A 16806-nucleotide genomic window follows, 5' to 3' on the forward strand; every position below is an offset into this window, starting at 1 on the left:
TTGCTGTATATTTCAATCGCGGATTAAGGTGCAAGGCTATCGCTGAATAGTTACACTTTTTTACAAAAATGCTAAAATTTGTTGATTTCCGTCAAGCAATTGTTGAGCAAATATGTCTTTTACGATAAAATGATACCTCAATATCAACTGTTTAGCAAAACGATATTTCTCTTAAAGAGAGAAACACCTTTTTGCTCAACAATCCCCGACTTTTTTATTATAGTTGCGGTATCACACCGCAATACAATAGTTATAAATATTGAAATAAAGGTGCAGTGAGACGCTGCACCTCCTAAAGAGAATTGATGATGAGATTGTTGGCGTTGTCAACGACAGAGGTGTCCAATGAGGAGAGGTATATCTGTGTGGTTTTCTCGGAGTCATGCCCCAATGCCTCGCTGATAGTAGATACGGGCACGTTCTTGCTCTTGGCTATGCTTGCCCAGGAGTGGCGGGCTACGTAGGTGGTCAGGGGTACGGACAGGCCTATCATTTCTCCGATTTTCTTCAACTGCTTGGTGATACGGCTATAGGCATTCTTGTACTGTCTCCAGAATATGGCTCCCTCTCCTTTTGCTATAGGGAGCAGGTAGGGAGAATCATCTGTTTTGTACTTCGCCACTATCTCCTGCATGGCAGGTTCCCATTTGATGTGCAACTGTTGTGAGGTCTTCTGACGGCGGTAAATGAGCGTACTGCCATGCAGATTGCTTGGTGTAAGTTGTGCCATATCGATGAACGACATCCCACGGGTATAGAAACTGAACAGGAACATATCCCTTGCAAGCTCCAAACGGGGGTTCAGACTCAAGTCCAGCTCTTTCAGTTGCTTGATGATTTCCAAGGGGAGTGCCCGCTTGACGGTCTTGTCGATGCCGGTATATACATGCTTGAACGGTGAGGAAGAGATGACCAGTCCGTCATCTACGGCATGATTGTAGATGGTGCGCAGGTTGCGGATGTAGAAAGAGGTGGTGTTGCGGCACAGTCCGCTGTCTTTCAGCCACTGTTCATAGCCTTGTATCGTTGTCCCATCGACTTCCTCCAATGGCACATCGCCTCCTTTCAGGTAACGCTGGAGGCTGTTGAGGGTGGTTTTGTACCTTGCTACCATCCGCTTCTTGCCGATGCGTCTCAGTTTTTCGTTCAACTCCAGCGTATAGCCGATAATGCCATGTAATTCTTTTCCCTCATGGAAGTTGTCAACGACGGTGTCTGCTGTATATGACTGCCCTTCCTTGTCCAACCGTGCAATGACCAACAGCAGTTTCTTCCTGTCAGCATCCAATGTATCTTTCAAGGAAAGAAGATAGGCTTGACGTTGTGGAGTGACGGAAGTTGGCAAAATGATGTTTGAATGGTCCGCATCCCACTCTGAGGAATAGATTCTGTACTCTGTATGGATCTGACGTGCCACACGATTGTGTATCACCTGATAATACAGGCGACCCTCTTTCTCTTGAACAGATGATGTTCTGAACTTTAATTTGATGGATGCCATAATGCTCTGACTTTAACATTGAAATTGCAATTATTACCTTTATATATAATATAAGTGACAGACAAACAGGTATAGGAGGGATGGTGCCTCACCGCTCGGCATACAACAGCTGATATTCCACCCACCTCCGTTTCCTAATGGATGCCACTGCTTTTCCCCTCCATTTGCAATAGCTCAGATAGAGTGGCAGGATGTCCCTGTCGCCACGTTCCAATCGGGTGAGCAGGGACGCTTTCGGGTATCGTCCATTGCCTAACAACTTGGCTGGTCCAATCTGGTACGAGAGGGTGGCAAGCAGATAAGCATCCCTGCCATAACGGGCATATAGGCGCAGGTGCCGGAGGAGGTCTGTCCGTAACAGCAAATCTGCACGCTGACGTGTCAGTGTTTTCGGGAAACGCTCTCCCTTCTGTAGCTGGTGACCATAGCCCACATAGCCCGGTGTGGTCTTTGGGTCGTGCCAACCCTCGAAGTGTTTGGTAATGGCTACCATCCGTTCAAACAGTGCCCTGTCAATGGTTTGGCTTTGACAGGGCACGCTACAGATGGCCAACATGCTCAATAGTACGATGATGTATCTTCTCATTACATTATTTTATATAGGAGGTGCGATGTCTCACCGCACTCTAATCAATATCACTACATCATAGTGCGGAACTGCTGAATCTCTTTAATCATGGCTTTCACGTCCTCCCCAACCTGAACGAAGTTCTTGTAGAGGATGCGCTCTCGCTCTTCTTTCGACTTGAACTTATAGAACTTAGGGAGAGGGACATACTCCGATTCCTCCTTCTTTATTTCCGTCATATCGAAGTCGGTCTTGCAGTAGAACTTGGATGTCTTGAACTCCTCGCTCTCCTGGATGTTCATGCTTCCGTTCATCCCGGTCTTGGTGACTACGAAGTCACGGGCGGTCTGTCCACATATCCAACCTGTGGGCATATCGGAGATTTTGCTTGCAGGCACCAGGCTGTCCATATTCTCATTGAGGTTGATGGAGGTCTTGTCACGGTCGATGGTCACGCCCTTTTTGAGTTGCACTACTTTACCGAAGATGTCACTCGACAGCCATTCGAGGGTTTCCTTGGCTCTTGCCGAACCGCTCACCACATTGCCCACGGTGGTGATGATTTTCTGCATACCCACCTTGCCATAATCGGCTTCCAACTGCGGAAGTTCCTGAAAGCCAAGTGCCACGCTCACCTTGTTGCTTCGGGCTGTGCCTATCAGTCGGTCTATCTTGTGGAAATACAAGGTCGGCAACTCATCGACGATGATGCTGACAGGAACGTTCTTGCCCTGTCCTGTATTCACCCTCGTTACAAGGCGGTTGAGAATCAAGGCATTCAGTGCACCGATGATGCTCTCCATCTCGGGGTCGTTGGCAATGAGCAGATAACTTGGATTCTTCGGGTCACTGACCTTCAGGTCGAAGTCATCGCCGTCCTTGTGGAATATCCAGTAAGATTCCTTGGTGGCGAGACGGGAGGTATAGACACGTAGCGTGCCAATCATACCTTCCAACTGCTCCATGGCTTTGTTGGCAAAGGCAGTCTGGAACGGGCCAAGCAAGGGGGCTACCTCGTTGTCGGTCTGAAGTACCTCGAAGATGGTCTGATAACTCTCATTGAGGAACGATAGGATATGTGGCATGTCGCTGTACTTGCCCAACCAATAAGCGGGCTGCACCTCCGCGCCCGAATGGTCGAACACCCGTCCTGTGGGTATCAGCCTTTTCGTCTTTGGGTCTTCACGCCGCTCGGCAATCAGCATCTTTCCGTCCTTGTCGTAGGGCTCCTTGCCGTAGTTGCAGAAGAAATAGATGCAGGCGGCAAGGAAGTTGACGGCAGAGGTCTGGAAGAACTGGTCGCTGCCACCGCCGCCTTCCTTCTTGCCTTTTTGCAGGGATTCAAGCAGGGTCTCGGCGGTCTCGCTCGCTGCGGCAAGGTTGTTGATGTACTTCAACTGGATGGGGTTCACACGGCGCGAATACTCCACATCCACAAAGTTGATGATGTTGAACTTCATGCCATGGGGCATCTTGCTGTCCTTGGCATTCTTGTTCTTCAAGTAATGATAGTAGAGTTTGGTGGCGAGAGTGGGAAACTTATAGTCGTACACCACCATGGCAAAGCCCTTCTCGCTGTGCTGCCTGATAAACGGCTCGATGATGGAGAAGGTCTTACCAGAACCAGGAGTACCCACAACCCATGTGCCACGGAACGGATTGACGATGTTCACCCATCCCTTGCGGAACTTGCCCTTGTAATAATAGCGCATAGGGATGTTCACGCTGTACTTGTTCTCCTGCAACTCCCTGCATTGCTCAAAGCTCTCATTCTCGAAGTTGAAGCGGTCTTTCAGCAGCCCTTCCTTCAGGAACTTAGAGATATTGTCGAGGGCGATATGCACCAATACGACACCGACGATGGAAGTGAGCATATAGAGCCAAGTGTTCAAACGGAGGGTATAGAAACAGGGCATTATCGAATGACCGAACAGCCATACGGACTGCACAATCAGCAGCACTCCCGACAGCAGCGGATAGAGCACCTGCCTGCGAGCGTCAAACTCCAGATGCTTCTTGTTGCGCGTTCCCACACAGGTGATACATATCAGCAGGAACGTAGCCACCTTGCTATACACGAGGTTGCCGTCATGGTAAATCATCCACCGCTTGATGCGAGTGTGGATATCCGTCACTACGCCGCCCAAGAAGTCCAACTGCTCCGGCTCCAGTGCGTAGGCGAAGAACTCCATCAGGATGGAGACATAAATCACCGCCCTGAATATCTTGTAAAAACCCTGTAACTCTTTGCTTTCTTCCATTTACTTTACGATGATGTTGGGTGATAATGAGAAAAGATGAAGGATGCCACGGTGGACACCCTCCAATCCTCTTATGAGTTTTATTCGTAGCCGTTGATGGTCTTCTCAGACTCTACTGTCCACGGAGAAATAGTTGCAGATATGACCTCCAAGGTGTTGCGTACAGGCTTCAATGAATAGCTGTAGGAATGACCCGCTTTCCACGTGTCGTTTGTGAGGAATACGAAGTTCTCCCCATTGCTGAGTTGCAATGTCATGTCTGGCATAACCTGTGCAGGAACATAAAGCGTATATTCCATGTGGTCACTTTGTGGGTCGCCGAAATAATAGGTCGTCACCGACTCGTCACTGCATTCTACCTTTCCGGTCTTGATGTTGAAAGTACCGCTGTCAAAATAACCGACGAACGTGAGTAGGCTTCCTGCAAAATCATTGGTGGTGAAACCGTATTCTGGTGAGGTATAGACCTTGATGATGACACGCACCATCTGATGGGTGAAGTTCAATGTAAGGCTCGGATTGGCGTATGATGCCGCTCCACTGGCAAACAGAAAATCATTGACCTTCTGCTCACTCTGTACAGCTGCCTCCGGCACTTGGAACTCTATGAGGTCGTTGGTAGGATTTGCCGTATAGGGATAGTAGGCATTGAAGGTGTGAGTGTCTGTGTCCGTGAAAAACACCTTGTTGGCTGACACAAACTGATTCGTGCCGCCGCTTCGGGTGAACTTCATATTGTTGATCATCCCTGTGGAAGAGATGCCAATCATATCATTGAGTTCCCACTGGTTGTCAACGGCTCGTGTGGAAACGGCAGGTTGCAGCATCTCCAGATTGGTGAATACCTGAAGCTGCTTGGTTGATGTGCTGTCGGTCACGACCACAGAACCTCCGCCACCGGGCAGGTAAATCTCATTGACGATGTCTTGGTCACAGGACGTGAGGAGCATGGCTCCAAGTCCCAACATTAGAAACAAATTCTTTTTCATGCTTTTTCTTTTTTAATTGTTGTACTTTGATGATGATACGGGTGATACTCGATGTCTGTATATGGGCTAATCCATAATCGTGATGATGGGTCTCGCCTTATGCGGCTGCCACTTGGGAGTCTCCTGTATGGCACCGCTTCCCAGTGAGTAAAGCCATGCCTTGGCGGTCGCTTGTCCTTCTACCTCCGTTGAAGTCCAATACCAACAGTCATCATCCTCATCGGGGATAGGTGTGCCGCCGCATTTCAGGATGTATGGGTTGATGATGTCCTTGGCATGATAGAGCAGACGCATCTGTGCCACACTGGGGATATAGGCACTTTGCCCGTAACGCCACATGTCGAAGACACGCTCAGCCAAAGGCGACTTCACATCGGTCGTGCCATAAAGGGCAAAAGTGTTCTTGTTGCCGTCGTAGGCGGTGAGGTCACAGGATGTGTCCTGTTCCACACCGATACTGTCAGCAAAGGCTTCGGGAGCGATGTCCCACAGATAGACGGCATATCCGTTTCCCTCCATTTCTTCCCTCTGATTGACGTTGAACACCACTGCAATGGCTTGCTTGCACGATTGCTCGTAGGTTTCGTAGGGCATCACCTTGCCGTCAGTGGTCAAGATATGGGTGACCTTCATGGCTGTGTCGGGAAAGTCCTGATGCTCGTCACAGGCAGTCAGCAACACCGTTGCCGCAACTGCCAAGATTGAAAACAGTTTCTTCATACGCATAGTCATTTTACAGGAAGTTTCACACCCAGGACAATACCCGTTCTGAACAGGTCTTCACCCTTGATCATCACATCGGTCTTCACCTGCCAGAAGAGCTTCCAGCCGTGTCTGAGTGTATAGTTTTGCTCATAGCCGAGGTGGATGCCACCCAAGAACCTGTCAGTATCGCTACCTGCCGATGCTCCTATGCGCATGTTGCCATGGTGGTTGCGTCCTCTTGCCACACAGGGCTTATAGGCAAAGCCGAAACCATAACTGCGGTAGTTGTTCCAAAAACTCTCAGGACAGACATGACCGCACGATGCGCACTCGTTCCACTTGATATATCCGTTTGCAAAATACTCCCACGCATTGTGGTACTTCGTCTCATACTCGTAGGACAGCGTCACGTCCAGTCCTCGCTCATACAGGCATCCGAACCCCAAGGATATGCGGTCGCTATTCTGCTGCGCCATTGCCGGAGTCATGCTTGCCATAAAACAGATGACAACGAGTAAGGTATGCACAAGCCAATTCCTCACTCCTAATTCCTCATTCCTAATTCTCATTATTCCTCCTCCAACAGTATATGGTTAAACGAATCGGCAGACAGCACATCCTCATAGTCGATGCTGAGCGAGATGGTGCGTCCACTTATCTGTTTTTCCGACAGCTCGATGGTCAGCACCTTGTCGTTGGGGAAGGTCATCTTCTTCACCACAATCACGTTGCGATAGCCATACTTGAAGGTCTTCGCATCGTCCAACACAAGAGATGGGGTCAGTTCCACTATCTGCGCATTGGTAGCCTTGCTCTGCTTCTTGTCCGATAGTTTGATGCGCATCTCGTCGATGTCGAAGCGGATGTTGGTCTTGTTCTCCACGGAGAAGTCGATGAAGAAATATTCGCCCACGCTGTAGATGTTGTTCAGGCGCATTACCATGCGGTGCATCTTCGTCGCCACGTTGCGGTATTTGGCAGACGATGACCATATCTGACGTGCATACTTGGTCATGTCGGCAGTGGACAGGCTTACAGCGGGATTGTTGTAGGCATTGCGCTCCGAGCATTCTATTTCCTTATCGGTTACTGCCTCCTGCATCCTCGTGGTATAGAGCAGTGCATACTGCGTGCGGTAGCGTTCCGTCACGATTGTCACTATCGCCAACACCTCACCGTCGGCATACACGTTGTCCTTCGGCTTCAGGCGGATGGTGTTGTTGATGGGTTGGTCGCCCACCACCTTGTCTGTGGATATATCGACAAAGCGGATGGGTTCGGAGGCGGTGATGACGGTGGTCACTTGGTCGTTGACCGTCAGCTGCTCCATCTCCATGTAGGTGGTCTGCGCCTTGGCTGAAAGCACGCTCAGCGAAAGCAATGCACAGACATTCATTTTCTGAAAACAATTCATATTAGTTGATTTTTTGATGTTTATACTCTATGAGCCACCGTTCCCGACAATTCCGTTGTCGGGCAGTGTCTATTTCCTTTTCTCTTTCCCATTTACAAGGTAAACAAACGTCCCATACTTCAGCTTCACTTTGTTCTTCTTGATAGCCTTGCTGATGGCATTGCTTGTCTTCTGGTAGGCATTGGTCACGGCTTGCATTCCCCATTGCGAGAAACTGTTGTTCGCTCCACTCTGGTCGATGTTCATGTTGCTCTGCATAGCACCGCTCGCCACATCTTTCGTGGTCTCACGGAACTGGCTGCCGGGGACATACAGTCCCTCCAGTCCGTCCGTGTCATAAAGCGAAAGCGAAACCTTTATCAGCTCGTCATCCACAAGGATGGAGTTGATGCTACCCTTCACTCGCTGCGAACCGAAACCGCTCATGGTGGCATAGAGGTACGACCCTTTCTTCACCACGGTCTCACCAATCTCAATATCGTCCAACAGTCTCAGCCGCACCCTCGACCCGTCCGTAGCCTTCACGTCCTCGTCAATGATGGCCTTGATGAGCTTTGGCTCATGCTCGTTCTGCGTCAGGGTGTTGAAATAGTCCGAAGTCACCTTCACCTTCTTCACCACCTCCTGTGCCTTGTCCTCCTCGTCCAGTGCCTTCACCGCCTTGCTGTCCTCGGCAATCTGACCTTTCACCTCAATCTGCTCCTTGGGAGGCCCAGCCTGTGTGGTATCCTGGGCCACGGGGGCAACTGCCGCCTGTCCTCTCAGCCTCGCTTCGGCGAGTGCCTTGTTGAGTGCTTCGAGTGCTTCCGCTTCTCGCGCCTTGGCATCGGCCACTTCGGCTGCATCGTCCTTCTCTTCTGCCTGACGGACGAGTTCCGCAAGGTCTTCTTCTGTGTACTTGGATTCATACGCTTCTTTCTCTTCTTCGTTGTCACGCTCAATGTTATCAACAGCCGAATAGTCTGCTATGCGACCATACGACTTCGCCATGTTCTCATACTTGCCACCGATGCCGTCACCATTCTTAATCTGCGCTCCGGGCAGGTTGGGGTTCAGAAACTCGGTGGTCTGCAGGTTCTTGTCCTGCGTTTCCGCCACCTCCGTATTGAACATGTCAAAGACAAAATAGCCTGTGGCAATCAACGGGATGTACACGATGGCTGGCAGCATGTACTTCGGCTGACGGAAGTTTATCTTATCTGTTATTCTCATCGCTGTCTGATTTTGATGTTACTGACTTGTCTCGATTCTCCTCGTTGGTTCGATGCGTCACGGGAGGAGTGATGCAATGGGCTGCATTCATCATCTGCTTCATGCGCCCTTCCTGCCGCTCGATGGCACTTGCAGCCTCCGTCCGATGACCGTAATACCGCACCATCCTGTAGATGTTGATGCCGAAGCACGTGGCGACAAAGCCGAAGACGATGACGAGAAACAGCGTCTTGTGGGCATTGGCAAAGCCTTGCACCTTAGCCGCCGCACGGTCTATCCTCGCGGTCTTGGCAAACTTGCGCCCTGCCGCCACCTCCTTCTCATACCGCTTCTTGTACTTGGGGTCGTTCTTGTCGGGCATATCCTCGCCCACAAGCATCCGTCTGATTCCTTTTACACTCATACCGCTAGGATATTAGAAGTTTGACTTCGACTTCTGCTCAATATCCTTGTTGAGCAAGGTTCTCCAGTTCGTGATGAGCAGTCCATGAGGATTGTTCTCCGTCCTCGGCACGCGCTTCACCTGTCCCGCCGTCACCAATTCACGCATCAGAATATTGCTCCTTCGCTCTATCCTTTGCCTACCGTAGTAGGTGAACTCCATCTTCTCCTTGTTGAACTTGATGCTGTCGCAAAAGATGCTGAACACGGCACTCGTACCCATGATATTGTTGTAAAAGCCCTTTTCCTTCAGCGTATTGTACTGCGCCAAACCAGTTTCATCGACCAAATACATCGCCTTCTCCATCGAATAGCGGATGTACTTGTCATCGGGAGCAAGCGTAAAGAAGTAATGGTGGAACATCTCGATATGGCTCTTTGCCTCCACATCCAGCGTTTCCTCCATCGTGGTGCGGTTCACCAGTATGGGCACGTTGCCGTCCAATACATACACCTTTTGCTGCGCGTCCGTCACCATGCAGCGCGCCGTCCAGATGCTCGACACCGAGATGATGATGCAGCCCATGAGGAACGCAGAGCAGATGATGCCCACCAGCTTGATTTTGTTTTCTAAGTTCTTGATTACCATACGTTACTGCTTGTTTGAGGTCTGATTTCTCTTCATTCTCACATATTCACGGTGCAGGATGGTGTATATGTCCTTCTCAACTTCTTCCACCAGTTTGGCGTAATACTTGATGCAAGCCTCTACGTAGATGCCTTCGTATTTCAGTTGGATCCACACCCACCAGATGTCACGTTCACGTCTCCGTCGATTTCTGTAGATTTTGGCACGATGCAAGCGATAACTCAGGTAATCTACCATAGGCACTACATACTCGTCGTTATCCTCAAAGCCTTCTGCCATCTCCTCATACTGTGGGTCGATGTAGTTGTTTTCGGAATTGAAAAACTCTTCCTTTGCACGCTTGTTGGCAAACGCCATGAATTTCTCATCTTTGAGCCAACGCTCAATTTCATTTTTTGCTTTCATTTTTCTTGATGGTTACTTTTATTTGTTTCAATAGGAGGTGCGGTGACTCACCGCACACTCACATGTTATCTCATCACGGTCGCCATGGTTCCCGTAGCCGTCATCTTGGCTTGTTGTGCCACGCCCTCGCCGAAGTTTCGGGTTGAGAAGGCGGTGTCGCCCTCTGGTATCATCCATGCCGCAAGGTCGGGCACGAGGTTCAGGCATTTCAACGCCACGATGCTCGCTGCCATCAGATAGCCTGCCGAGAAGAACGAGTTTTGCAGATAGGCTGCCATCGTCTGCTCACTGGCGGTGATGGCCGTCAGGTTCTCTACCTGTATGCAGAGCACAATATCAAACAGCAACAGGACGTAGAAACCGACAAAGTAGAGCATGGCTCCGTAGAAATGAACTGTCAAATAACGGGTTAGCCACTTCGCCCACGCTCCTTCCCACTTGGGCAGCAACGAAAATGCCCATTGTATTGGACCGAATATAGTGAGCATTCCGAGCAATATCTGCTGACAGTATATCGTCGCCCACCAACCGATGCGGAACACGATCAGGGCTATCAGCATCACTATCTTGTCGATGCCCACCACGGCCCCTGCCGTCAGTGAGGTGAACCACAGTTTGCTGGCATCCTTCTCCATGTTGGTCACTTCGTCCACGCCCGTCTGCTCCATCGCCGCCTCTATCAGGTTGGGGTCTGATGTGCCCTTATGCGCCACGTCTGCCTGTGCCTGGAGGTCAGTGTACATCGAGTCCCTGACATATACCAACTGCTGCACCTCCTCAAACTTGTCGGAAATTTGGGTCGCCTCTGCCTCATAGAGGTCGTGGGTGTAACTGCCGATGCAATTGGGAATATAGGATAGAAAATCCAATACGCACCAGCTGCTGCCGCTGTTGGTCATGCCTGTGTCAGCAGGTGGGTACCACCAACAGAGGATGATGCTCACCACCAAGGGCTTGAACAGTTTCATCACGTCCAACGGTTCGTTCTTCACCATCATCTTGTAGGCCATGCTTGCCGCCACGATGATAGAGAACAGTGCCGCCAATGCCATACACATTTGGAGGATCCACCAGAACGGCCCTTGTGAGCCTGTGAAGGTGGCATCGGTCAGGAACTCGTTGGTCTGGAATATCACATCGTCAATCTCCTCTTCGAGGATGTTGATGCCGAAATCGCTGAGTATGTTGTCTGCCATCAGTGCCTGGTTCTATTGTTGATAATCTCTTTGATAAACTCTATGCCTTTCGGTGTCCATGACAGATAGAAGTGGTAGAAGCAGCGCATCCTGCCTGTGACATATACCGCAATGCCCTTGTCCTGAAGGTCTTCACGCAGTTTCCACATTCCATATTCCTTGGTGATGATGCCTTCCTCTTTGAGGGTCTTCACAATCTTGCCGTAGTAACTTCCGACATATTTGTGAAGCTTTGACATTGAAACTACCTCTAAATCAGATGGCATATAATGCTCATCAACGATGGGTGTCCTGCCGATAACGCTGATTCGCTTCGGCATCCTTGACATCTCCAACTGCCACTTGCCGTTTTTCCTCTTGGCGGCATAGAGACGTAACTGTATTTTTGATATTGATTCCATAGCTATTTCTTTATTTTATGTTCTTTCGATAACAGGAATGACTCCCACGCTCTTCAGTTTCTCATAGAGGAAGCGGCGACCTTTCTGTGTCCATTTGGTGTTCATGCGCACATCCTCCGTACCGTCCTTGTGTTTAATGAGGTAGGTCTCGCTGGTCACATAACCGCAGTCCTTGTAGTCGGCATACAGAATCCACTGCTTGCCACGCTGATACTGGATGTTCATCTCCTTCAGACGTCGGTTGAAGCGGATGGACGACTCGCCATAGTCCTGTGCTATCTGTGTGACCAGGACACTGCTCTTCGTGGCAAGGATGATGTCAAGGTAACTCACCTTGTCCTTCATCTCCGTCACCTCCTGTTGCAGGTCATCCACCTTGGATCCCAACTCAACGATGCGTGTCCTTTGGTGTTCACACTCCTGTTCGACAAGCAGACGCTTTTGTCGTTCTTCCTTCAGATTGACTGCTAACCGTATCAGGAAGTCTGGCTCTGCCAATGCCTTCTCGATGGTCTGCTGTGTCATATAGGCACCATGCTTGCGGATAGAGGGGAGCACCTCCGATGTCACCCACTTGCGGAAACGTTTGGCTTCGGGTTTGCGACTGTCAAGGATGACATCATACAGTCCGTCTTCATTGATAAAGTTTGTAACCTGTTCTCTTCCAAGACTATCCGAGATGGGGTACTTTGAAAGTACATCATCCGAAAGTCGTTGTACCAACTTGCTGGTTTTTAGTCCAAGAACTCTTGCCACATCAGCCAAACAGAACAAGGGTTGCTCTGGTGTTCCTGTGGTTCGGACTGCTCCAAATTCCTCGTTGTTGAAAATCTGAATATCGTTCATATCTCTATGCTGTTTTGTGATTATTTCTTCTCTTCCCTTATTTCTATCTGTTCACACTTTCTTCACCCTCACCGCTGTTGGCATCATCGCCGTCAGTGCCTGTCGAGCTCCTCACGCCCTTCATGTTTTCCTGCCAACGGCTCTTGGCATCGCTGATGATGCTGCCTTTATGTACTACACGGTCGTTGGTGGCTGCCAAGAGGGCGGTAGTCTGGCTTTGGGTGTTGAGCTGCACAAGGTATTTCAGTAGTGTCTCGTTCTGTGTCGTCAGGTCGGCATAGATGCTAAGATACTGCCGCTTTCTCTGTGCATTGGGCATATAGGCATCCTTGGTGGCTTTCACGGCACACTGGTACATATTGTACAGTTCCTCCCACCGACGCTTGTCGTTGATGGTGCCTCCTGTAGGGATGATATGGTCTATGTTCGCCTTCATCTTGTCCAACTGACCGTTGATCTTGCTGCTTTCGGCAAGCCAGGCGAGGTCTATCTGTCGGTCGGCTACGTTCAAGGCTTCCACCTCAGCACGCTTGGTGAGGGCAGAGTCTATCTTCTCCGCATCATCTACTTGGTTGTAGAGGTTGATGCCGGCAAGAGTGCGGAAACCTAACTTGTTCTTCTCTGCCGCTGTCTTCTTATAGTTGTTATGTAACAGCCAATAATAGAACTCAGGGGTGAGAGAACCGCCACCTGTCTCCATCACCGTTATCTGGTTCTGCTTGGAGGAGTCGTGGTTGTAGGTCACGCTCTGGGCTGTGGCTTTGATGGTGGTTGCTACCGCCATGATGAGTATCATTGTCTTCTTCATGTCCGTTCTTCTTTTGTTTACAATCCGTCAATAGTCAAGTTTTCCTGCCACTTTCCATCGGCTGAAGGCATCTTCCAGTATCTCTTCCTTCGTCCTCGTCCGATACACCTTCTCCTTCCAATAGCCCATGCGCAGCTGCACATACCGCCATGTCTGGAAGTAGGCTTGGTTCAGATGTTTTTCTATCAGGTCCAACGAATTGTTGATATTGTCCAACACCATCAGCAGGTCGGAAGTTGAACAGGCTGCCGCTCCTGTGGCATACAACACGAGGTCGTTGACGCTATGGTAGAGTTGGCTTCCTTCGTTGTATATGTTGTCGATGGCTTTCTTGTTGATGCTGATGAGCATCGTGTCAGCCAGTTCGATGTGTTTCCGCTTGATGACCTTATCATTGAAGTCCTCCAACAGGTTCTTGTAGTCACTGATGCGGTCGCTCACCGTCTGGTAGGTGCTCTTCACGTTCAGCACCGTGCGCAACGACTGGTACATCACATCGATGATGTCGAAGGCCCGGGTGTATTTGTCCAAATCCACATTCAGTTCCTTGTATTTGCCCACCTCTTCACTGCTGTATTCATGCAGCAGTTGATTGCTGTACTCCAAAGTGCTGCGTGCCAGCAAGAGGCTGCGCTGCTTCTTGTGGTCGTTGATGTATGCTTCCACCGATACCGCATCGAATCCCCATTGCGCCAAGGCTGTATTGGGGAAGAGGGTAATCAGCAGGAGAGCTATGATGATGGTATGTCTCATTCTCCGTTCCTCCCTCAGTTTTCGTTCTCGTTATCTTCACCATTCCCTCTGTTAGGGTCTGCATTCTCTCTCCATCGCTCGTAGCACTCTTCAATGAGTGTCCTTCTGCGACCTTGGTCTGCGTCGATTGAAGGAAGAATGTCCTTCAGCACGTCAATGATGCTGCGCTTGTAGTGCATCATTTTTTCTAATGATACCAAGTCGGCGTAAATCTTGGTGATACGGCTATCTACTTCACGGGCTATCTCCAGACGGTCGCTCGACCAGAGCAGGTGTATTACATCGTCATTGTCGGCGGTCTGGGTTGCCTCGCTCTTGGCATATTCTGTGGTGATGCTGCACGACGGGAACTCCTGGGCTATCTCCGAGATACGGCTGTTCACCTGCCTCGTCTTCTCCTCGTCAGAGGCATTCGGGTCAAGGGTCAGCACATCCACCACCTGTGTGTCGGTGTATTCCGAGGTCAGCTCCCACGATATTTGCAGTATCGCACGGTGTATCTTGATGCCAAGGAAGTACTTGGGCTTCCTTGCAATGGACAGTGTCGCCTTGAAGGTGATAATGCCGTTGATGTTGGGCATGGTGGCAGTTCGGACGTAGGTGTAGCCGTTCCACGAACCGGCACCTTGCCACGTGAGATTGTAGGCTGACTTCACATCCTGCATGATGGCAGGGATGCGGTAGTAGTCATCGGTGGAGGTGGCATTGTCGTTAGCCGCCTCGCTCTTGGCATTCTGTATGTCTGCCAACTGCTGCTGCCATGTCGCCAATTCCTTCTTCAGGTTGTCTATCTTCGTCTTGTTGACATTATGTTGCTGCCGCAAGGCAGGGGCTTCCTCCACAGAGGCATTGGCTATCTGCGTGAGCAGGTTCCTGTTCTCTGTCTCCAACTGGCTTATCTGCGCCTCCAACAGGGCTATCTTGCTATTCGCCTCACGTTCCTTCTCGTCCAGTTCCGATAGGTCGAGATTATTTTCTGATACGCTTGTCCTCATGGCGCATTCCTTGCTGTGGGCATTGAGCGAACCGCCGCACTCACGGCACTTGTACTGCGTGCTGCCCTGTCCGAGGGTGACACCGTCCGAACAGGTGACGCTGATGGTCACGCTCTCCACGCCCTTCAGTTTGGCGGCATCGGTGGCTTGATAGTAACGGCGTGCGTCACTGCCGATGTAATAGACATAGCCCTCCTCGTTGTCGTTATACTCCGAGAGACGTGCCTGCAACTGACGCTTGAAGGTATTCAAGTCCATGCTGTAGGAGTCGAAGACATCCTCATACACCTCTTCCACGTTGTTCCAGCTCTTGGTAACGTGTATCTCGTAGGCGTAGGCCTTCTTGGTCTGCTTGCCGCCACGGCTGATGATGTACGACGACATCCAATAGTTCATCGTATAGGTGAAGCCGTCGCTCTGGGCGTTGAGCTGCTGCACACGGCTGCGGCTCCATCCGGCATGGTTCTCCGAGTTGGCCAGTATCTGCTCTCGCTGCGTGCTGTTAGGGTAGAAGTTGGGGTCGGAGGTGTTGATACGATACCAATGGTCACCGTTCAGAATACTGTTGTCATCGGTCGGCGGATAGTAGTCACAGAGGCTTACGCTGCCTTGGTCTCGTCGGGCAATGTACCAACGCTGTGTATAGTAGTTGCCCTGCGTCTCGCTCAGATAGTCTGTCATCCACGAGGTGATGTTGTAGTTGGAGAGGTCGAAGAGGGCTGCCACGTTGTCCTCGCCACCCACCAGACTAAGGAGTGTGCTGCCGATGCCGTTCTCTGCCTGTTCATAGAGGTCATGGTAGTTGTCATAGATGTCGATGATTTTACTCACCTTGCCATTGAAAAGGTCGTTGAAGGCACTCTGCTGCAAGAGTGCGCCTGATGCCCCGTTGATACCTGCCGTCGCCAACGATGCTCCCATATTGTAAAGCGTCTCGATGTCGGCGGTGAGGTTCTCCACGGTGAAGTTGCCGGGCACACTGGCGATGTCATCCAACAGCTGTTGCCAATCTACATTGCCTATCTCCGAGAGTTTGAGGATGGCGGCTATCTCTTGGTTGATTTCCAAGAACTGAATGTCGGCAAAGGTCAAGCTACTGTTGGTCACGACACTCTCAAACTGCATACACAGCGACTTTGTGTCGGCGCATATCTTCATCAGGTAACTGCCCCAGTAGAGGGCGGTCTGCGGACTTTTCAGCATCATTCCTGCCACCGTCCATATCTTGGGCATAATCTTGTTCGCCACCATATTGTGGATGCGGCGGTAATAGTAGTTCTCCGTGCTACTGCTCCAAATGCCGAGGTCGGTGAATGCCTTGCGCTCCAAGAACTTGGCAGCGAAGATGCCGGCAGTGGCAACCTCTGCGGCATTGTAGTGCTTCAAGATTTCGCCCACCTGCTCGTTATAATAGCTCTCTGCCATAGCTCCAGCACCGAATGCGGCAGCCATGGCGGCAACGATCTGCTTGTCGTAGTTCACGCTGTAATACTGCGCATGAACCCTTCCCACGACAAGTGTAAGACACATATATATTATAATAAGGTATAAACGTCTCATTGCTTCACTACTTTACGTTTTTACTACTTTCAGTTTCTACTATTCCACTACTTTACTACTTGTAGTATTTACTATTGGTAGTATTCACTACTAATCGTATTTACTACTAATCGTAAATACTACCCAGCCACCGTTCCCGAAAGTTTTGCTTTCGGGCATCTG

Annotated in this window: 17 protein-coding genes; all 17 read right to left on the bottom strand. The window is 50.2% G+C overall.

Annotated features, from left to right (window positions below):
- Window positions 1–292: 292 nt before the first annotated feature.
- The 17 genes from KTQ90_RS08575 to KTQ90_RS08650 all read right to left on the bottom strand — a co-directional run bounded on the left by KTQ90_RS08575 (window position 293) and on the right by KTQ90_RS08650 (window position 16644).
- A complete protein-coding gene (locus tag KTQ90_RS08575; RefSeq protein WP_005816149.1) occupies window positions 293–1501 on the bottom strand; it encodes a putative resistance-associated DNA invertase in 1209 nt (402 codons plus the stop codon).
- A gap of 88 nt (window positions 1502–1589) precedes the next feature.
- On the bottom strand, window positions 1590–2087 hold the full coding sequence (locus KTQ90_RS14010) for a lysozyme family protein (protein ID WP_005816141.1): 498 nt from the start codon (window positions 2085–2087) through the stop codon (window positions 1590–1592).
- 53 nt (window positions 2088–2140) lie between these two features.
- The gene (locus tag KTQ90_RS08580) at window positions 2141–4330 is read right to left on the bottom strand and encodes a type IV secretory system conjugative DNA transfer family protein (protein WP_005816140.1); all 2190 of its coding nucleotides are present in this window, start codon (window positions 4328–4330) and stop codon (window positions 2141–2143) included.
- An 80-nt stretch (window positions 4331–4410) separates the two neighbouring features.
- A complete protein-coding gene (locus KTQ90_RS08585; RefSeq protein ID WP_005816138.1) occupies window positions 4411–5319 on the bottom strand; it encodes a fimbrillin family protein in 909 nt (302 codons plus the stop codon).
- 66 nt (window positions 5320–5385) lie between these two features.
- Window positions 5386–6039, bottom strand: coding sequence for an Lcl C-terminal domain-containing protein (locus KTQ90_RS08590; protein ID WP_005816136.1), 654 nt, complete (start codon window positions 6037–6039; stop codon window positions 5386–5388).
- Window positions 6040–6047: 8 nt separating this feature from the next.
- Window positions 6048–6521, bottom strand: coding sequence for a hypothetical protein (locus tag KTQ90_RS08595; protein WP_425285375.1), 474 nt, complete (start codon window positions 6519–6521; stop codon window positions 6048–6050).
- 71 nt (window positions 6522–6592) lie between these two features.
- The gene (gene traN / locus KTQ90_RS08600) at window positions 6593–7438 is read right to left on the bottom strand and encodes a conjugative transposon protein TraN (protein ID WP_005816133.1); all 846 of its coding nucleotides are present in this window, start codon (window positions 7436–7438) and stop codon (window positions 6593–6595) included.
- Window positions 7439–7507: 69 nt separating this feature from the next.
- Window positions 7508–8650: a conjugative transposon protein TraM gene (gene traM / locus KTQ90_RS08605; RefSeq protein ID WP_005816128.1), complete on the bottom strand. Its 1143-nt coding sequence runs from the start codon at window positions 8648–8650 to the stop codon at window positions 7508–7510.
- Window positions 8634–9053 (bottom strand): hypothetical protein, encoded by a 420-nt coding sequence (locus KTQ90_RS08610; protein ID WP_005816127.1) that lies wholly within the window; start codon window positions 9051–9053, stop codon window positions 8634–8636. Before KTQ90_RS08610 ends, traM begins: the two co-directional genes overlap by 17 nt.
- A 12-nt stretch (window positions 9054–9065) precedes the next feature.
- Window positions 9066–9680 carry a conjugative transposon protein TraK gene (gene traK, locus KTQ90_RS08615; RefSeq protein WP_005816126.1) on the bottom strand — a complete coding sequence of 205 codons (615 nt, stop codon included), beginning with the start codon at window positions 9678–9680 and terminating at the stop codon, window positions 9066–9068.
- Window positions 9681–9683: 3 nt separating this feature from the next.
- A complete protein-coding gene (locus KTQ90_RS08620; protein ID WP_005816123.1) occupies window positions 9684–10085 on the bottom strand; it encodes a hypothetical protein in 402 nt (133 codons plus the stop codon).
- Window positions 10086–10150: 65 nt separating this feature from the next.
- Window positions 10151–11281, bottom strand: a complete 1131-nt coding sequence (locus tag KTQ90_RS08625; RefSeq protein WP_217318077.1) for a hypothetical protein — start codon at window positions 11279–11281, stop codon at window positions 10151–10153.
- Window positions 11281–11682 carry a hypothetical protein gene (locus KTQ90_RS08630; protein WP_005816121.1) on the bottom strand — a complete coding sequence of 134 codons (402 nt, stop codon included), beginning with the start codon at window positions 11680–11682 and terminating at the stop codon, window positions 11281–11283. Before KTQ90_RS08630 ends, KTQ90_RS08625 begins: the two co-directional genes overlap by 1 nt.
- A 15-nt stretch (window positions 11683–11697) precedes the next feature.
- On the bottom strand, window positions 11698–12528 hold the full coding sequence (locus tag KTQ90_RS08635; RefSeq protein WP_005816120.1) for a phage antirepressor: 831 nt from the start codon (window positions 12526–12528) through the stop codon (window positions 11698–11700).
- A 43-nt stretch (window positions 12529–12571) separates the two neighbouring features.
- On the bottom strand, window positions 12572–13336 hold the full coding sequence (locus tag KTQ90_RS08640) for a DUF5045 domain-containing protein (protein ID WP_005816119.1): 765 nt from the start codon (window positions 13334–13336) through the stop codon (window positions 12572–12574).
- A gap of 27 nt (window positions 13337–13363) precedes the next feature.
- Window positions 13364–14089 (bottom strand): hypothetical protein, encoded by a 726-nt coding sequence (locus tag KTQ90_RS08645; RefSeq protein WP_005816118.1) that lies wholly within the window; start codon window positions 14087–14089, stop codon window positions 13364–13366.
- 14 nt (window positions 14090–14103) lie between these two features.
- Complete coding sequence (locus KTQ90_RS08650) at window positions 14104–16644, bottom strand: hypothetical protein (RefSeq protein WP_005816117.1); 2541 nt, start codon at window positions 16642–16644, stop codon at window positions 14104–14106.
- Window positions 16645–16806 lie beyond the last annotated feature (162 nt).

The sequence above is a fragment of the Leyella stercorea genome (assembly GCF_019052365.1).
In the GTDB taxonomy this organism is placed as follows: Bacteria; Bacteroidota; Bacteroidia; order Bacteroidales; family Bacteroidaceae; genus Prevotella.